We start from the raw sequence: 17,392 nt of genomic DNA, 5'->3' as shown, positions 1-17,392 counted from the left end.
TACATATAAACGATTCCTATTTCTTCGAAGGGTCGATATCCCTCGGATTGAGGCCCGCCCATATATTCGGGATGTCCGCCTGCTCGGGGTGTTCAAACACCAGAAACGCGGTAGGCAAATACCGTTCCCCGTATTCCGATGACGGTTTGTTCACAATTTCATTATCTTTGACGAGGACGGTGGAGGATCCTCCGTCCAGATTGGCAGCGATCACCGCCCCGTGCTTCAGCATGATCTGCTGGACATCGTATAAATTGGCTCCGACGCTGTACGTCGGCTGTCTTCCGTCAATGACGACAAACAGGATGGCCCCGTCCTCACGCTGGCCCATGGCGGTCCGCGGCGCGATGCCCCAGCCTTCGGCGGCATTCTTTATGAGTCCTTTGCCGTTGACGATGATCCGCGGCTGAAACGTCACCGCTTCCTGAACCCCCATCCGGTCCAATTCCTTTAGCGAATAGTTGCCGGCGATCATTTTGCCGTCCCGGTCAATGCCTACCACCTGGGTGGTCGCATTTTTTCCCAATCCGTTGTAATACAGCTTCCCCTGCGATATGACGATGCCGATCGGCTTAAAGCCATTCCCTTTCCAGTTCGGGTCGGCGAATCCGCCTCCGTTCACGCCGGCGATCGCGCCATAGCGCTTGACCATGCTCGAGACCTTCTCGCCTTTGCCGCGCTTTGAGGGAACGCCCAGACGGATTTTTTTCGGATCGTGAACGGTCATTACGTACCCGTGATACCCTTTACCCGAAACTTCCTCAATCTCCACAAGGGGCGGCTTCTCCGTCTCCTTGCCAGCTTCGGCGGAAGCCGTTTGGGTTTGCACCGGCAGCTTGATTTGGTGCGTATCTTTTTCGACGCCCATGGCTTCAAACCGCTTGTTGTATTCCGCTACGCGCTTGTTCAGCTCGTCCTGCCCAATAATATATTTCGCCAAATAGCGATGCTGTGTCGTTATGAGCGTGTCCGCTATCAGGTAACGAAAATGATTGCCGGATACCGTCAGGAACAACCACACGGCTGCCGCGGCACCGACCAGAACCAGGCTCCAGAACAAGCGTATACTGAATCGCAGGAAACCTCCCTTTTTCTTTTTCCTTTTCTTTGTCCCTTTTGGAGCGGACCGTTGGTTTCTTACGCTTGAACGTTTGGGCAGCGATGCTTGCTCCATGGTTACTTCCCCCATCTCATAAACTCGGGTCCTAAGTCCCACGTAGAATAGACGCGAAATCAGGGAGGAAGGTTTCATATATTCGGGCATTATCAACAATTTTATACAAATATTTTCCATTACCGCTGCCGTAAAGCACAAAAAACGCCAAGCCCCATTGGCCTGGCGTCTTCCTATTCGGATTAGTAAGTTGGCCGCTTCAGTTGGTCCAAGCTTTTGAACTCATAGCCCTGCTTACGGGCATCGTCGATGATCCGGGCCAGCGCCTCCGTGTTATCCTTCGAAATGGAGTGCAGCAGAATGACCGCCCCCGGATGCAGCTGCGCCATCACTTGACGGTAGGCATAGTCAGCCCCCTTCTGATCGTTCACGTCCCAGTCCTTGTACGCTACGGACCAGAATACCGTCGTATAACCTTCTGCGCGTGATGCCGCAAGCGTGCGGTCGCTGAAAATCCCCCGGGGAGGACGCACGTATGCCATCTCCTTCTGGCGGGTCGTCCCGGTTACGCTCTGCTTGACCTTATCCAGCTCTTCCTTGAGCTGCGCGTTGGAAATCTGGGTCATATCCGGATGCGTCCAGGAATGATTGCCCACCAGATGTCCCTCGGTGACCATCCGGGTTACGAGCTCCGGCTTGTCCTTTACATAATGTCCCGTCAGGAAAAAGATCGCCGGCACTTTCTTATCTTTCAAAACATCCAGTATTCTAGGGGTGAACCCGTTTTCATACCCGTTGTCAAACGTCAAATACAGCTCTTTCTGGGTTGTATCCCCCAGGAAAATCGCGCCGTTCTTCTGCAGAATGTCTTTAAACCCTTCTTCGTTGATGGAAGGAAGCTGACCGTTCCTGCTTTTCTTAAAGCCAAAATGATAAGGGCTGTCCGCAGCCGCTGTCTCCTGGAAAAATCCGCAGCACAGTAACAGTGCGGCAACCGCAGCAAACGCAAAACGCTTCATCTTGAAATTTCCCCCTGCGTTGGATTATAGGCACTAAAAGCTATAACGTAATATGCCACATCCGATGCAAAGTTATGTGATATTGTCAAAATGGCAGCGGCCGGAGAATGGAATCGATCACCTGAATAAAGTGCTTAATGTAGAATGGCTTCGTAATGTATTCGATAAAACCTGCCTGTCTCCCCTTGGCGATATCCGACGCCATCGCATAAGAGCTGACGGCCACCACCGGGATTGCCTTTGTCTTCTCATTGGCCTGGAGGCAAGCTAGAGCATCGTATCCACTCATTCCGGGCAGCTGGATGTCCATGATGATCAGATCGGGGCATCTGGCCGTGGCGATCTCTACCGCTTCTTCCCCCGTACAGGCCTCCCACATGGTGGCGTTAGGAATTTTTTTGAAAATATGCCGCATGAGAGACATATTAATTCCGTCGTCCTCCACACATAAAATGTCATAATTGCTCTTCATCTTTAAACCTCCTACCATGAAAAAAAGCCAAAGAAAGAGCGTTCCCGCTCCTTCTTTGGCTTATGTTCAGCTCATGTTCCAATCATGTCTGACCCATTACCGCCTGGTGACCGCCTAATCCTGGAATGTGCAGGCGATCACGCTTTTATCCCTATTAAAATCCCAGTCCACGTAAAAATCGGCCAGGGTCCGGCCCAAAATTCCCCCCAGCTGGGTTTCTTCCTCAAAATACCTCTTCTCAAGCTTTCTCTTCGTTGTCCGCAATACTTCATCAAAACCGGTATCTATTAATTCCTTCTCGATCAGCAGCAATAATCCTTCCCGCACGACAATTAAAGTTTTGGGGTTCATCCACCAGGAGTACACCTTCCTGGGAACCTTCTGGACGATACCGGTGATCCGGTTAACTTCGTTATGTAGAGCTTCACGACCCGCATAATCCTCGGCTTCGATGGTCTGGTCTGCCTTAAGTCCGACAATGATCCCCGAAGCGTTATGTAATCCCCAGTCGTAGTATACCTCTTCCAAACGGATGTCCATTTCCTTCTCCAAATACGCCTTCAGTTCGGGAAGCAAAGATTCCATCAGCAGTTCGCGGGTATATCGGAAAGCTTTCTCCTCTTCCTTGTTTAACAGGAACTTCTCGACCGGCCCGATGAAATTGCGGATATGGAGTGCGATCGCATAGTTCCCGACGGAGACGTGCACCGATTCCGGTCCTTTGCCGAACCTGTCCCTTAACAGCTTGCCGGTAAATGCCGCGATTTGGTTGGTGTGATTGGCTGTATACAACATGACAGCTCTCTCCTTCTCATCATAGTGCAACGCTTACGTTAATTCAATTGATTTCATCTTGCGTCATTATTAAGAGGTATATACCCAAAAAGATACCGGGCGCAATCAGGTGCGTCCGGCTCATTCTTTCCATCCATGGGAGGGCCTTATTTATGGGGGTCGGAATCGGGGTCAGAGTCGGGATCAGGTTGCTTGGGAGCTTGCTCGCTTCGTTCCGCCCGTGTAGGATCCGATTCTTCCTGCTGCTGTTCTATAGGACCGTCTGTAGGACCGGCAGGTCTGTGGCGCTCCTCTTTCCATGTCTTCCTCCGCTCGGCGGCTTCAGCCCGCTGCTGCTTCCGGCCTTTGCGGACCAACCAGACGATCAGAAGCACGATCGCAGCAAGAATCAGAACAGGAACGGCTCCCGACAGGATGACGATGATCCACTGGACAATCTGCGTCAGCACGTCCATGCTTCCCTGCAGCGCATCTCCCGCACGCTTGCCAAGGGGGGCCTGCTGGCGATCAGGCTCGGCTTTGGGCAGCGTCTTCTCCGGCTGGTAAATGCGCAGCTCCACCGTGGAATAAGCTACATTCTGATCGATATAACGCATGCGGCCCTTGATCTGCTCGATTTCTTCCTGAACCCTCTCCAGCTCTTTGGCAAACGCCACGAGGTCGCTCGTCTTTGTCGCCTTTTTCATAAAAGCGATATACTGCTCCTCCATCACCTGCTTAGCCTTCAATCTCGCCTGCAGATCCACGTATTCCTCGGACACGTCCTGGCCCTCAATGCTGCGCTGAAGCGAATCGTGCTTGATCTGCTCAAGCCGATTCAAAAAGGACGAGAAGCCCGATGCAGGAACCTTGAGGATAAAGGTACCACCCCGCTCGCTGGCCGAATCCGTTTCGGAAAAATTGACGATATAACCGCCCGACAGCGTCACCATATTTCTCACTTCGGTCTGCGCCTTGGCATAGTCCTGAATCTCCATTACCAGATGCGCCTTATAGATGAGCTTCTTGTTTAGCCCGCCGGCCAAGTCCTGGGCGGTGAACCCGGCTTCAGGCGCAGTGTCTGCCTCGGAAGCCTTAACGGCACCGGCCTGCTGCTCCGGCTCCGCTGCCTGCAATGACTTCTCATCAGCCGTTGATGCTGTAGATGCTTGCTGGTCCTGATCCGCTGCGGTGTTCGCCGCATGGTCTGATACGGCGGAGCTTTCCACGGTCCCGCCGGCGCTGCTGGCGCTGTCCTTTGAACTCCCGGACGAGCAGCCGGTTACCAACAGAATGACAAACATGAATGCAGCAAGCCATGACCCCCAAGTGCGCATACTTCATTCCTCCTCAGAAATGGAAAATATTTTATATTTTCCTATCTAACGTCAGGAAGACTCCGAAGGTTGCGGCTCCAAAAAGAAAAAAAGCCCTCGGGTGTACCCCGAAAGGCTTCTATGCTTCATTCATGTGTATGGATTCGATAGATCAAAAAATCAGGTCGCGGATACGCCGCCGTCGATGGCCAGCTCGGCCCCGGTAATAAAAGAGGATTCATCGGATGCCAGGAACAGCACGCCGGCCGCAATGTTCTCCGGTTTGCCCAAGCGAGGCAGCGGCGTTTTGGAGCGGAACCAGCCCGTCATCTGGTCGTTGGCAAACAATCCTTCGGTCATCGGTGTTTCAATGTAACCCGGATGGATCGAATTACAGCGGATATTGTCCTTGCCGTAATCCACAGCCACCGCCTTCGTCAGCATCCGGACAGCGCCCTTACTCGCGGTGTAAGGTCCTGCTCCGTTGCTTCCCGTGAGCCCGGCAATCGAAGAAATGTTGATGATGGAGCCTCCGCCCCCGCGCTGCATCACCGGTACCACGTATTTCAAACCGAGAAAGCTGCCTGTCAGGTTGATGGACATGACCTTGTCCCAATCCTGCATGGACGTGTCCACGAGTGATTTGGCCAGCGAGATGCCGGCATTATTGACGAGAACGTCGATCGTGCCGAACGCTTTGACCGTTTCGTCCACGATATGCTGCCACTCCTCCTCGGAGGTAACGTTATGACGGAAGCCAATAGCCTCTCCGCCCTGCTGTTTGATCTCTTCCACGACAGCCTGGATTTTGTCCTCCTGAATGTCGGTGACGACCACCTTGGCGCCTTCCTGCGCCAACAGAACGGCGTCCGCCTTGCCCATGCCTCCGGCTGCGCCGGTGACGATCGCTACTTTCCCCTGTACTCTGCCCATATTGTTAAGACTCCCTTCCCCTATTTGCTCCAAGATGATTACGAACGAGGCAACATCCAGCCCATGTTGGGCGGGCATGACCTTGTAAAATCGGAAGTCGTGATAGTTGAACTATCATGACAAGACCAATTATATCACCGTTTGTTTTTCCCTTCAATCTTTCCCGCGGTCATCCCATGGATTCCCGGACCCTGCACCTGGACAGCGTTGACTTCTCCGGGTGGTTTTGATAGCATTTTTTACGATTTTATCTTTACACCCGGAAGGCGAGTTGACTCACAATTATGGATCCGAAGACAAGATGGGAACAGGAACGGCTGGAAGGTAAAAAAGCGAGAGAGAGCAGCATTATCGAGGCAGCGGAACGGGTTTTTAACCGCAAAGGGATCGACAAGGCGACGATGCGGGATATCGCTGCGGAAGATAATGTGGGCATTGCTACGGTGTTCCGGTATTTCCCCAAAAAAGACAAGCTGATCGTGGCGGTCGCCACGCATTTGATCAGCCTGGAGGAAGAGGCATTCCGGGCAATTGCCGCTACGCCGGTGACAGGCATCGAGAAGCTTGAAGCGCTGCTGGATCATTTCCTGAATCTCCAACTGCCGGAATTGAGCAGCAGGAGCCGGTTCCTTGAGGCGTTTGAGAGCTATGCCGCCCAGCAGGCCGAGCCGCTGGAGGATATCCAGCAGTACAACGACGTCCACCGCAAGGTATCCGATGCGTTCGCCGAAATCATTGATAGCTGCACCCGGGACGGTTCTGTCCGCTCCGATCTCCCCATAGAGGAAACCCTGTCGACCGTGGTTAATACGTTCGGCATTTTTTCGAAAAAGCTGTCGCTGCAGCGCAGCATCGTCATGTTTGAGTCCATCGTCAGCGCGGACGTCCAGTTGGACCTGCTGAAACGGATGTTTCTCGACTATTTGCGCAACCCGGGATCCGCCAGTTCAGATTTATAACATCCCATGAATTTAAAAAGCCTGCTTCCCCGGCTCCCCGGGCCCTAAGCAGGCTTGTTTCATTTATTTTGTGAATGGCGTTGGCGTTTAAAAGTCCCCCGCCCGTCCGGCGCAGCCGCACAGCTGCATTTTCTCAATGACCGCCGCTTTCAGCGCCTTCTTGGCAGGAACCATGTATTTCCGCGGGTCGTTCTCATCCGGGTTCTCGGCAAAGACATGCTTGATGGCGTCGGAGAACAGGATGCGCAGTTCGGTAGCCACGTTCATCTTGGCCATGCCGAGACTGACCGCCCGCTTCACCTGCTCCTCCGGAATGCCGGAGCCTCCATGCAGAACGAGCGGAACATCAACCGCTTCGGCAATGCGCCCGATCCGGTCGAAATCGATATTCGGCGTCCCCTTGTAGATGCCGTGGGCGGTGCCGATCGCAGGGGCGAGCGTATGCACGCCGGTGCGCTCTACGAATTCGGCGCATTCTTTCGGATCGGCGAGCAAGGCGTCGCGTTCGTCGACGACGATGTCGTCCTCGACGCCGCCGACCTTGCCGAGCTCCGCCTCCACGTTGATGCCAACGGCGTTGGCGGCTTCGACCACCTTCTGGGTCATGGCCACATTTTCCTCAAATGGGGAATGGGACGCATCGATCATGACGGACGTATAGCCCGCCCGGATACAGCTGATAATGACGGAAAATTCGTTGCAATGATCCAAATGAAGTGCGATGGGCACGCTGGCGCGGTCCGCCGCCACCCGGGCGGCAGCAGCGATATAATCGGCCCCCAGATGCTTGACGGTCCCCACCGTAGACTGGATAATGAGCGGCGACTGTGCTTCTTCGGCCGCCTCGACCACAGCCTGCAGCATTTCCAGTGTATGCACGTTAAAGGCCCCAATGGCGTAATGTTTGGCCCTTGCTTCTTGCAGTAAAGACGTAGACGAAACGAGTGACATGGTGTTTTCCCCTTCCCGTTTGTTATGCCTTGCTGTCCTGTATCAATCCGCTCAATGCGGTATATTTATGCTTTGCGTACATAGCGCTTCCGGTCACGCCCGCATCGTCGTTATGCATGGCAGGAACGATCTTGAGCTGATCGCGGTAATCGGGCAGGATCCGGCTCATCAGCTCCCGCTCCAGCGGCTTCAAAATGCGGTCTCCCGCCAGCGCCCCGCCGCCACCGATAATGATCATCTCCGGGCTGTTCAGCGAAACGGCATAGGACAGCGCCTGGCCGAGCAGCGAACCCGCCCGTTCCAGAATGGAAACGGCCAGCGCATCACCCTGATCGTACGCCCGCGACAAATCCGCCGCGGTCAGCTCCGCGAGGCGTTCGCCCGGAAACCAGCTGCGGAGCACCGTCGGCTCGCCGGACTCTATCGCTTTCCGGGCCTGCCGCACCATACCGGAGGCGGAGGCGTAAGTCTCCAGGCAGCCCGTCAAGCCGCATGGACACGGATCACTGAGCCCCTCCATGACGATATGCCCCAGCTCCCCGGACATATGGCGGAAGCCGTAGAACAGGCTCCCCTCATTCACCATGGCCGAGGCGATGCCCGTGCCGATCGTCACGCCGATGACGTGGCCGGTGCCAGCACCGGCCCCATACAGCGCCTCGCCAAACACATACGTTCTGACATCGTTATCGATAAATACCGGCAGCTGCAGCCTGGCCTTCAGGCGGCTGGCGGCCGGAAGGTCACGCCAGCCGAGGTTGCCGGCAAACTTGGCGATGCCTTCCTCGGGATCGACCAGTCCCGGCAGTCCGATTCCCGCTGCCGCGAGCGTTACAGGCTGTCCGTCTTCCCCGCGGTACGAGGCGACCGCTTCCTCGATCATTGCGGCGATTCGCTCCAGTACCGCATCCGGACCGCGTCCGGCTTCCGTCGGCCGCTTCAGCTTATGAACCACTTGTCCGGCGGAAGATACCAGACCGCATACGATATTCGTTCCGCCGACATCGACTCCCGCAAATACTTCCATGCTGAGCACCTGCCCTTATTTCACAGAATGTTATTGCGCGACATGCACCTGCACCCCGGATTCTTTCAACCGGCTGCGGAGCTCCTCTCCGGGGTCCTCATCCGTAATGATTCCGTGCAGGGCCGCCACGGGCGCCACCTGGAACAGGGAATTGCGGCCGTTCTTCGTATGGTCAAATACGGCGATGGTGCGGTTGGTGCGCTTCATCATGATCATCGCCGTATTCGCTTCAAGCTCGGAATAAGTGCTGGCCCCCTGTTCCGCCGAAAAACCGTCGATCCCCATAAACATCGTGTGAATGTTGATCGCCTCCAGCGTCCGCTCGGCAAGCGGTCCGCACAGCTCGAAGTTTTTGCTGCGCAGCATGCCGCCAGTCAGCACAACCTGAAGGTCTTCGTTCTCCGACAGCTCCATCGCAATATTGACGGCATTGGTCACCACCGTAATATTGCGGCGGTTCTTAAGTGCCCTCGCAATGAGATACGTCGTGGTCCCGCCCGTCAGGCCGACCACGTCCCCCTCTTGCACGAGGGAAGCCGCCATGGCGGCGATTTTTTCCTTTTCCTGGTACAGCTTGTTCTGCTTCTCGTGAAATGGAATTTCCCTTCCGGCGGTGATTCCCGCGGATTTGGCGCCTCCGCCCATCGTGCGAATGACCCGTCCCGATTTCTCAAGCGCCTCCAGATCCCGGCGTGCCGTAGCCTCAGAGCATTTGAAGCGGGCCGTCACCTCCTGAAGGGAAATAGAGCCGTGCTGCAGGATGTAGTCCAATATCTGTTCCCGGCGTTCTTCTTTCGATCCATTTCGTTCACTCAAAGCGATTCTCTCCTTATGGTTTAAATTTTGACCACCTGGGTCAAATTCCGCGGGCTGTCCGGATTTCTCCCCTCCCGCAGTGCGGTGTAATACCCGATATATTGAACCAGCGGCATGTACAGCACCGCTCTCGCCTCATCGGACAGCGCCCGGCCTCCGGTCTCGAACACGAGATCGGCAAAGCGGGTGTCTCCGCCCTTGTCCGCGGTTATGATGACAACATGCGCGCCGTATTCTTTCATCTCCTGCGCTACCTTGATCTCATAGTCCCTTGCCGTTTCCGACAGCAGCAGGCAGACCATCGTTCCCGGCTCGACGACCGATTTCGGTCCGTGCCGGAATTCCATCGTGCCGAAGCTTTCCGTCCATACGCAGGACATTTCTTTGATCTTCAGGCAGGCCTCCTGCGCCAGCCCGTAATAGGATCCCATGCCCAAATATATGAATTTGTTCAGCTCCGGATGGCCGGAAATCAATTCCTTGGCAGTTTCGTCCGCCTTGGATACCACGCCTGCGCTGAGTTCCACGGCTTCCTGAAGTTCCTTGAGCTGCTCCGTCTTGCCGGCAGCGCGAGCCATCGCCGCTTGGAGCATAAAAGTCATGCTGCTAAAAGATTTCGTCATGACGGTGCTTTTCTCCTTGCCGAGCGGTGACAGTAAGTATGGAGCGAGCTTAGCCATTGTGCTTTCCTCATCGCAGGTGATGCTGCAGATCGTCCAATCCGGCAAATCCTTCACCGATTCCAGTGCGAGAATAACCTCCGTCGACTCTCCCGAACGGGAAATCCCGACGAGCAGCACACGTTTTCCGGGCGGAACAGCCTGCTCCCGGAACAAGAAGATTTCGGATGACGGATAGGCCGCACCGCTGCGCCCCGTCCATTTGCGGAACGTGGATGCGGCGGTCTGCGCCAAATAATAGGAAGTCCCCGACCCGATAAAAATCACTTCATCAAACGAAGAATTGCCGATAAACTGGGAGATCCATTCCTGCTGCGCCTCTAGCTGCTTCCAGGCAGCCGCCAGCGCGTCGGATTGTCCGCCGATCTCTGGATACGTCAGTACGCCTTGAGTCTGTGCCAATGAATATCCACCCCGATCTCATCATATTGGTAGTATTGCGGTTGTTTCTATTGGCATTATATTGCAATACATTGAAATATTCAATCATTAAATTGATGTAAAATTTCAAAATTAGCTCCCAATTAGGATCGACGCACCCTCTTCAAAACTCAGCAGCTCCAACAAAAAAAGGGCAAATCCATAACATGATGGATTTGCCCTTCCCTTTTAACTCATATCCATGCTGCCTCTTTAAAATGCACGCATAATGCATAAGATGGCAGCTAATTTTTCAGCCATCTATTCCACGAACAGCGCTGCAGCCCCGATAATGCCCACATCGTCTTTGAGCTCAGCGGGTTTGATGGCGTAAGTGCCCCGATAAGGCTCCATGACCAGCTCCCCGGTCTTCCCACGGAGCGGTTCGAAGAAGGCAGCCCCGGCGCGGCTGACGCCGCCGCCAATGACGATGCAATCCGGATTGAAGCTGTGAATGATGTTCATGAGTCCAAGGCCCGTGTAATGTATAACCTGCTCCAGCGTCTCTTGGGCCAGCTTATCGTTCATCGCCGCAGCTTGAAACACATGCTTGGCGCTCAGCGGCACGCCTTCCGCTTCAGCCAGCACAGTCATCTGCGTCATGCCTTCCGCCGCCGCTGCAGCCGCCTCGGATGCCTGGCGGGCGATGGCCGTCCCCGAAGCGTAGGTCTCCCAGCAGCCCCGCTGGCCGCAGCCGCACAGCGCCCCGTTCGGGTCGACCACCGTATGGCCGAGCTCGCCCGCAAAGGAGCTTGTCCCCAGGTACAGCTTCCCGTCAAGAACCAGGCCCGAGCCGATGCCGGTGCTCAGGGTGACGTAAACCATGCTCTGTGCCCCGCGTCCTGCACCGTACACGTATTCTCCCCATGCCGCCGCGTTCGCGTCATTGATCAGCTTGGCCGGCACTTGCAGCCGCTTCTCCAGCTCCGCCTGCAGCGAAATGCCGTTCCATCCGGGCAGGTTCACCCCGTTGCGGATGATTCCCCGGCCGGTGTCGACCGCCCCCGGGGAGGCCAAGCCGACACCGGCGATTTCGTGTTCTCCACTCACTTCCGTTATCGTATCTACGATCGCCTGAATGACCTCTTCCGAGCTTTTCAGCCCTGCGGTCGCCTTCTGGCTCCGGGCCAGCATTCGTCCGCTGGCGTCCAAAAGCCCTGTTGCGATTTTCGTTCCGCCGAGATCAACCCCGACGATCATCTTAGGTTGTTTGTCCAATGATTTCACCACAGTAATCGAGTATTTTGTTGTTACCCTGCTGACTTTGCGATGGATTTCACCGTCTGTGCCGCCGCCTTCACCCGTTCGGAATCGAGCGGCAGCAGGTAATTCCCTTCCGCTCTCAGCGCCGAGCCGAAATGGACCTCAGGCACGCCCGTCTTCTGGACGAACTCCGATAGCCCAGGTACGGTCAAACCGTATCCAGCCAAGATACGGATGCCGGTTCCGGCTGATGCCTCGACCAGTGCTTGGATGCGGTCCGTCGACTCCGGCGCGGGCCGCGGCCCTCCGGAAGTCAGAATCCGGTTAATCTGCGGATATGCCGATAACGTCCGGAGCGCGCCGAGCTGATCGTCGATTTCGTCGAAGGCCCGGTGGAACGTCACGTTCAGACCGTCGGCCTCCTTCAGCAGCATTTCCAGCGCTTCGATATCCACCGTGCGGTCCGGTTTTAGCGTTCCAAGCACGATTCCCGCCGCCCCGCACTCTTTGATAAAGGCGATATCCTCACGCATCGTCAGCAGGTCGTATTGGTCGTAGACGAACGACTGGCTGTGCGGCCGGACCATGACATGGACCGGAATGCTCATCAAGCCGACGACCTTGCGGATCATGCCCGGACCCGGCGTCAATCCGCCTTCCATAATGCCCGTCACCAGCTCCAGGCGGTCCGCCCCGGCGTTCTCGGCGACGAGCGCGTCGTACAAATTGGTTGCGATCACTTCCAGCTTCACTCTGCAGTGCCTCCATTTCCAGAATTGGCCTGTTCCGTCACAAAATCGGCCAGCAGCCGGACTCCGTAACCGGTAGCCCCGGCAGCTTTATACCCCCGGTCCGCCGGGACCTGGGACGTATTAGCCATGTCGATATGGCACCAGCGCGCCTTAGAGGGCACAAACCGCCGCAGGAACAAGGCCGCCATGTTGGCTCCCCCATAAGGGCTGGAGGCCAGGTTCGCCAAGTCGGCGTACGGGCTGCCCAGGAGCTCCTCGTCCTCATCGACGAGCGGCAGGCGCCAAATCGGGTCGCCGTTCTTGCTGCCGATCCGCATCAGCTGCTCGGCAAACCCGGCATCGCCCCAGATGCCGGCCACCCGCAGCCCCAGCGCGTGTCCAACCGCACCGGTCAGCGTCGCAATGTCGATGATCCGCTCGGCCCCGTTCCGGGCGGCGTGCAGGATGGCGTCAGCCAGGATCAGCCGTCCTTCGGCATCCGTGTTGACCACCTGAACGGACAATCCGTTCGGATAGCGGATCACATGCGACGGCAGGATGGCGTCCCCATCTGGCACGTTTTCCGCGATCGGAATGAGCGCCGTGATTTTCGCTTTCACTTCCAGCCGGGTGAGCAGATCCATCGCGCCAAGAACGGCCGCGGCCCCGCCCATGTCAAAGCGGGCGTCGCTCAGATCCCGGGCGACCTTCAGGTTCATGCCGCCCATGTCAAACGTGATCCCCTTGCCGATCAGCGCAAGATGCGGGGCGTTAGAATCGCCGAAGTATTCGATCTCCACCATGGCTGGCGGATGCTTGCTTCCGCTTCCGACAGCCAGCAGGCCGTTCATCTGCCGCTGCTTCAGCTCCTCGCCCTGGTACACGTGAAGCTTCACGTTCCGGCCGGCGAAGACCGTCTTGATCCGCTGCACGAAGCTGGCCGGATGAAGATCATTCGGCGCCTCGTTGCACAGGTCCCGGGCAAAGGCGACCGCCTCGGCCCGCGCCCGTCCGAGCCAGGCCGCCTCCGCATAGCTCCGCTCGGCGGCGGACTCGATCCGAATCCAATCCACCTGCCCCTTCTTGAAGCGGGATGTATATTTATCGAACACATATGTGCCCAGAAGCCATCCTTCGACCCAGGCGACAGCCGCCTGTTCGGGCCATTCGCCTTCCCCGAAAATGTCACGGAGGGCTGTACCGTCGATCGACGCGGTTCTCAAGGACGCTTTACGGATTTCGCGGCCCGCCCCGCCGGCGGCTTCCCGCAGCGCCTCCATGCCGAATTTGTCCCGTCTGCCCAGACCGACGACGAGAATATCCTGCTCCCCGTGCCGTCCGTAAAACCAATGGACGGCGCCGCGGCCGCCCATCCCTTCGCGAAGGGTGAGCCCGGCGGGTTCGCCTTCGCTGTCCTCAAACACCGGAAAGATCGTTACATCCGCCGGTTGCCCTGTTCCTGATATCAATTCCATCAGCTGTACATTCCTTTACAAGAATTTTGGTTAAGCCGCAGATTATAGGTTCAGATTGGCCAGCTCATGCATCGCCCGGGCATAGATTGCCGTCGAGCGAATCAGTGCATCGATGTCGATATGTTCGTTCCTTTGATGTGCCGAATTGGCCATACCCGGAAATACCGGGCCAAAAGCGACGCCGTTTGCGATATACGCCGCATAAGTTCCGCCGCCGGTGGACAGCAGCTCGGCCGGCCGCCCCGTCTCCGCCTCGTAGACCCGCTGCAGCGCTTCAATCATCGGATGATCGTCCGGCACGCAGTGCGGATGTTTCAAGCTCGGCGGTTCGATCTCAAGGCCGCAGGCCGAGGCCCGGACCCCGATGTTCTCCAGAATATCCGCTTGATTTCCGCAAACCGGATATCTCAGGTTGATGTGAAAATACGATTCTCCTTCCGGATCATACTGCAGCAGCCCTGTGTTGACCGTCAGCGGTCCGGTGATCTGGTCTTCCATTGCAATGCCGAAGGCACGCCCGTGGATATCGCCGTACATCAGCACATCGACCGTATGGAGATAATGCTCCGCACCCGAAGGGAACGAGAACTCCTTCAGAAAATGGATCAGCTTGAGGCCCGCATTAATGCCGAGCTGCGGCTCCATGCCATGGGCCGTCTTACCGGTTAGCGACAGGCTCGCGGTCTGCCCGTCCGCATCGATCTCAAAGCTTCCCTTCAGCCCTTCCGACGCGCAGTAGTCCTCATAAGCCTTCTGCATCGCACTCAGGCTGCCTGCATCTCCGGCTACCTCGGCGCGCGCCCCTTCTGGCACGCTGTTGGCCACCTCGCCGGCCGTGAACAACCGCAGCCGGTACTCGTAGCCGGACGAATCGCTCTCCTCGATCGGCTTAAAGAGCAGCCGGGTATTGATCTGTCCCTTCTCGGCCCGAACGATCGGAAAATCGGCATCCGGCGTAAATCCGCAAATCGGTGCCGGCTCCAGCTCGTTATATTTCTGCATGCACTTCCCTGTCCGCTCCTCGTCCGTTCCAAAAATAAGGCGGATCCGGTGCTTCAGCGGAAGCCCCATGTCTTTGACAATTTTGAGTCCGTAAAACGCAGCCATCGCCGGGCCTTTATCGTCCTCGGCGCCGCGGGCAAAAATTTTGCCGCCCCGGACGGACGGCTCGAACGGAGGGGTCGTCCACTTCCCGGATGCCGGAACGACGTCCAGATGGCTCAGAACGGCCACATAGTTCTCGGCCGATTCCGGGCCGAATTCGGCGTATCCAACATATCCGTCCAGGTTCCGGACACGGAAGCCTTCGGCCGCGCACAGGTCCAGCATATATTGCAGTGCCTCCGCAACACCTTGGCCCATCGGCTGCCCGGGGCCGCTGGTGTCCGGATCATACACACTGTCGATTCTCAGAAGTCCGGACAGATCTTCAATCAAGGCCTCTTCCCGCTCTTCGGCCATTTCATACCAGCTCATGGCCGGCTCCCTCCTTATTTACAGTCATATTTTTACTTGGATCATACAGATGGCAGGCTACCCAGTGCCCTTTTTCCGCTTCCTGCCATACCGGCGTTTCCGCAGCGCACAGCTCCGTGGCAAACGGGCAGCGCGTCCGGAATCGGCATCCGCTCGGCGGGTTGATCGGGCTTGGCAGGTCTCCCTGCAGCACCATGCGTTCCCGGCCGCGCTCCAGCTTCGGATCGGGGATCGGGATCGCCGAAAGCAGCGTTTTGGTGTATGGATGCAGCGGATTCTCAAACAGCTCGTCGCTGCTCGTAAGCTCCACCATGCCCCCGAGGTACATCACCCCGATGCGGTCGCTGATATGCTTCACCATCGACAGGTCATGAGCGATGAACAAATACGTTAATCCCAGTTCCTGCTGCAGCTTCTTCATCAGATTCACGACCTGTGCCTGGATCGATACGTCCAGCGCCGAAATCGGCTCATCGGCGATCACGAACCGCGGATGAACCGCAAGCGCCCGGGCGATGCCGATCCGCTGGCGCTGGCCGCCGGAGAATTCGTGCGGGAACCGCTCAGCGTGGCTGCGGTTAAGTCCGACCGTCTCCAGCAGGTCGTAGACCATCTGCTGGCGCTCCTTGCGGTTCTTGGCGATGCCGTGGGCGTCAATGCCTTCGGCGATGATGTCGGTCACCGTCATCCGCTGGTTCAGCGACGCATACGGATCCTGGAAGATCATCTGGATGCTCCGGCTCAGCTTCTTCCGCTCGGCATTGGATTTACGGCCGTGCACCGCCTCGCCGTCAAAGCTGACCGTCCCCTCCGTCGCTTCATAGAGACGGATCAGCGTGCGGCCCAGCGTCGACTTGCCGCAGCCCGACTCGCCGACAAGACCGAAAGTCTCCCCCGGATAAATGTCGAACGAGACATCGTCCACCGCTTTCAGAATCTGTCCGCGGCCCACGTCAAAATGCTTCTTCAAATGCTTGACTTCGACCAGCGGTTTTGTCCCCTTCTCGTGCTTCATGGCCGATCACCTCCCGCAAGCGGACTCTGTACTTTCGGCGCCCGGCTGTCCTGCAGCCAGCAGGCCGCGCGGTGCGTCTCCGAGTGCTCTGTATATTCTGGCATATATTCGTGGCAAATTTCCATGGCGTACGGACAGCGTGCCGCAAACGGGCATCCCTTGGGCGGGTCGCTGAGGTCCGGCGGCGTGCCGGGAATAGCCGTCAGCTCCTCCGATTTCTCATTCAGCTTCGGCATGGAAGCAAGCAGACCCCAGGTATACGGATGCTTGCCTTCGTAAAAGATTTCGTCTACCGTACCGGTTTCCACGATTTTACCGGCGTACATGACCGCTACGCGCGACGCCATATTCGCGACTACGCCCAGATCGTGCGTGATCAGCACGATGGACGTGTCCAGCTCCTGCTGAAGCTTCTTCATCAGCTCCAGAATTTGCGCCTGGATCGTCACGTCGAGCGCGGTCGTCGGCTCGTCAGCAATCAGCACCTTCGGGTTGCACGCCAGTGCAATCGCGATGACCACGCGTTGACGCATGCCTCCGGACAGTTGGTGCGGGTACTGCTTCAGCCGCTTGTCCGGATTCGGAATGCCGACCTGGTCCAGAAGCTCCACCGCCCGCCGGTTGGCTTCCGCGCCGCCGAGCTTGCGGTGCTTCTTCAGCACCTCGGTGATCTGCTTGCCGATCGTCATCGTCGGGTTCAGCGACGTCATCGGGTCCTGAAAGATCATCGAGATGTCCCGGCCCCGGATATCCTGCATCTGCTTTTCCGGCAGCGACGCGATGTCCTTGCCTTCAAAACGGATCGAGCCGTGTTTAATTTTTGCGGACTTCGCCAGCAGCCTCATGATGCTTTTGGAAGTCACCGATTTGCCGGAGCCGGATTCCCCCACAATCGCCAGCGTCTCGCCCCGGCCCAGGGAAAAGCCGACGCCGCGCACGGCCTGCACTTCGCCCGCATATGTGAAAAAGCTGACCTGCAAATCCTGCACTTCGAGCAAGTTGTCCATTCTC

17 protein-coding genes are annotated in these 17,392 nt (G+C 56.9%); 1 reads left to right on the top strand and 16 read right to left on the bottom strand.

What is annotated here, in order from left to right; genetic code table 11:
• Window positions 1-16: 16 nt before the first annotated feature.
• The 6 genes from GCU45_RS23490 to GCU45_RS23465 form a co-directional block, all read right to left on the bottom strand.
• On the bottom strand, window positions 17-1,174 hold the full coding sequence (locus GCU45_RS23490; RefSeq protein ID WP_152400945.1) for a phosphodiester glycosidase family protein: 1,158 nt from the start codon (window positions 1,172-1,174) through the stop codon (window positions 17-19).
• A gap of 182 nt (window positions 1,175-1,356) precedes the next feature.
• Window positions 1,357-2,133: a delta-lactam-biosynthetic de-N-acetylase gene (gene pdaA / locus GCU45_RS23485; RefSeq protein WP_152400943.1), complete on the bottom strand. Its 777-nt coding sequence runs from the start codon at window positions 2,131-2,133 to the stop codon at window positions 1,357-1,359.
• Between the two features lie 85 nt (window positions 2,134-2,218).
• Window positions 2,219-2,605 (bottom strand): response regulator, encoded by a 387-nt coding sequence (locus tag GCU45_RS23480; RefSeq protein ID WP_167527204.1) that lies wholly within the window; start codon window positions 2,603-2,605, stop codon window positions 2,219-2,221.
• 114 nt (window positions 2,606-2,719) lie between these two features.
• Window positions 2,720-3,400 (bottom strand): Na-translocating system protein MpsC family protein, encoded by a 681-nt coding sequence (locus GCU45_RS23475; protein WP_152400941.1) that lies wholly within the window; start codon window positions 3,398-3,400, stop codon window positions 2,720-2,722.
• A gap of 146 nt (window positions 3,401-3,546) precedes the next feature.
• Complete coding sequence (locus GCU45_RS23470; RefSeq protein ID WP_152400938.1) at window positions 3,547-4,716, bottom strand: DUF4349 domain-containing protein; 1,170 nt, start codon at window positions 4,714-4,716, stop codon at window positions 3,547-3,549.
• A 159-nt stretch (window positions 4,717-4,875) separates the two neighbouring features.
• The gene (locus GCU45_RS23465) at window positions 4,876-5,628 is read right to left on the bottom strand and encodes an SDR family NAD(P)-dependent oxidoreductase (protein ID WP_145136115.1); all 753 of its coding nucleotides are present in this window, start codon (window positions 5,626-5,628) and stop codon (window positions 4,876-4,878) included.
• Window positions 5,629-5,912: 284 nt separating this feature from the next.
• On the opposite strand from GCU45_RS23465, the gene GCU45_RS23460 reads away from it, so the two are divergent.
• The gene (locus GCU45_RS23460) at window positions 5,913-6,587 is read left to right on the top strand and encodes a TetR/AcrR family transcriptional regulator (protein ID WP_152400937.1); all 675 of its coding nucleotides are present in this window, start codon (window positions 5,913-5,915) and stop codon (window positions 6,585-6,587) included.
• A gap of 87 nt (window positions 6,588-6,674) precedes the next feature.
• Here GCU45_RS23460 and fba read toward each other — a convergent pair whose 3' ends face one another.
• The 10 genes from fba to GCU45_RS23410 all read right to left on the bottom strand — a co-directional run bounded on the left by fba (window position 6,675) and on the right by GCU45_RS23410 (window position 17,388).
• Window positions 6,675-7,538: a class II fructose-1,6-bisphosphate aldolase gene (gene fba / locus GCU45_RS23455; protein WP_076170514.1), complete on the bottom strand. Its 864-nt coding sequence runs from the start codon at window positions 7,536-7,538 to the stop codon at window positions 6,675-6,677.
• A 22-nt stretch (window positions 7,539-7,560) separates the two neighbouring features.
• Window positions 7,561-8,565 carry an ROK family protein gene (locus GCU45_RS23450; protein ID WP_152400934.1) on the bottom strand — a complete coding sequence of 335 codons (1,005 nt, stop codon included), beginning with the start codon at window positions 8,563-8,565 and terminating at the stop codon, window positions 7,561-7,563.
• 30 nt (window positions 8,566-8,595) lie between these two features.
• Complete coding sequence (locus GCU45_RS23445) at window positions 8,596-9,381, bottom strand: DeoR/GlpR family DNA-binding transcription regulator (protein ID WP_152400932.1); 786 nt, start codon at window positions 9,379-9,381, stop codon at window positions 8,596-8,598.
• 20 nt (window positions 9,382-9,401) lie between these two features.
• The gene (locus GCU45_RS23440) at window positions 9,402-10,463 is read right to left on the bottom strand and encodes an SIS domain-containing protein (protein WP_152400930.1); all 1,062 of its coding nucleotides are present in this window, start codon (window positions 10,461-10,463) and stop codon (window positions 9,402-9,404) included.
• Between the two features lie 279 nt (window positions 10,464-10,742).
• Window positions 10,743-11,699, bottom strand: coding sequence for an ROK family protein (locus GCU45_RS23435; protein WP_425281220.1), 957 nt, complete (start codon window positions 11,697-11,699; stop codon window positions 10,743-10,745).
• A 32-nt stretch (window positions 11,700-11,731) separates the two neighbouring features.
• Entirely contained in the window at window positions 11,732-12,436 is a 705-nt protein-coding gene (locus GCU45_RS23430) for a copper homeostasis protein CutC (RefSeq protein ID WP_145160206.1), read from the bottom strand.
• Window positions 12,433-13,890, bottom strand: coding sequence for a leucyl aminopeptidase family protein (locus GCU45_RS23425; RefSeq protein ID WP_152400926.1), 1,458 nt, complete (start codon window positions 13,888-13,890; stop codon window positions 12,433-12,435). The genes GCU45_RS23430 and GCU45_RS23425 overlap by 4 nt, the downstream gene beginning before the upstream one ends.
• Before the next feature lie 42 nt (window positions 13,891-13,932).
• Window positions 13,933-15,366 (bottom strand): dipeptidase PepV, encoded by a 1,434-nt coding sequence (gene pepV / locus GCU45_RS23420; RefSeq protein ID WP_152400924.1) that lies wholly within the window; start codon window positions 15,364-15,366, stop codon window positions 13,933-13,935.
• Window positions 15,353-16,381 (bottom strand): ABC transporter ATP-binding protein, encoded by a 1,029-nt coding sequence (locus tag GCU45_RS23415; RefSeq protein ID WP_152400922.1) that lies wholly within the window; start codon window positions 16,379-16,381, stop codon window positions 15,353-15,355. Before GCU45_RS23415 ends, pepV begins: the two co-directional genes overlap by 14 nt.
• Complete coding sequence (locus GCU45_RS23410) at window positions 16,378-17,388, bottom strand: ABC transporter ATP-binding protein (protein ID WP_145160212.1); 1,011 nt, start codon at window positions 17,386-17,388, stop codon at window positions 16,378-16,380. The genes GCU45_RS23415 and GCU45_RS23410 overlap by 4 nt, the downstream gene beginning before the upstream one ends.
• Window positions 17,389-17,392: the final 4 nt, after the last annotated feature.

It is taken from the genome of Paenibacillus cellulositrophicus (assembly GCF_009363095.1).
Taxonomy (GTDB): domain Bacteria; phylum Bacillota; class Bacilli; order Paenibacillales; family Paenibacillaceae; genus Paenibacillus_AQ; species Paenibacillus_AQ favisporus.
This window is presented reverse-complemented; position numbering and strand designations above follow the sequence as displayed.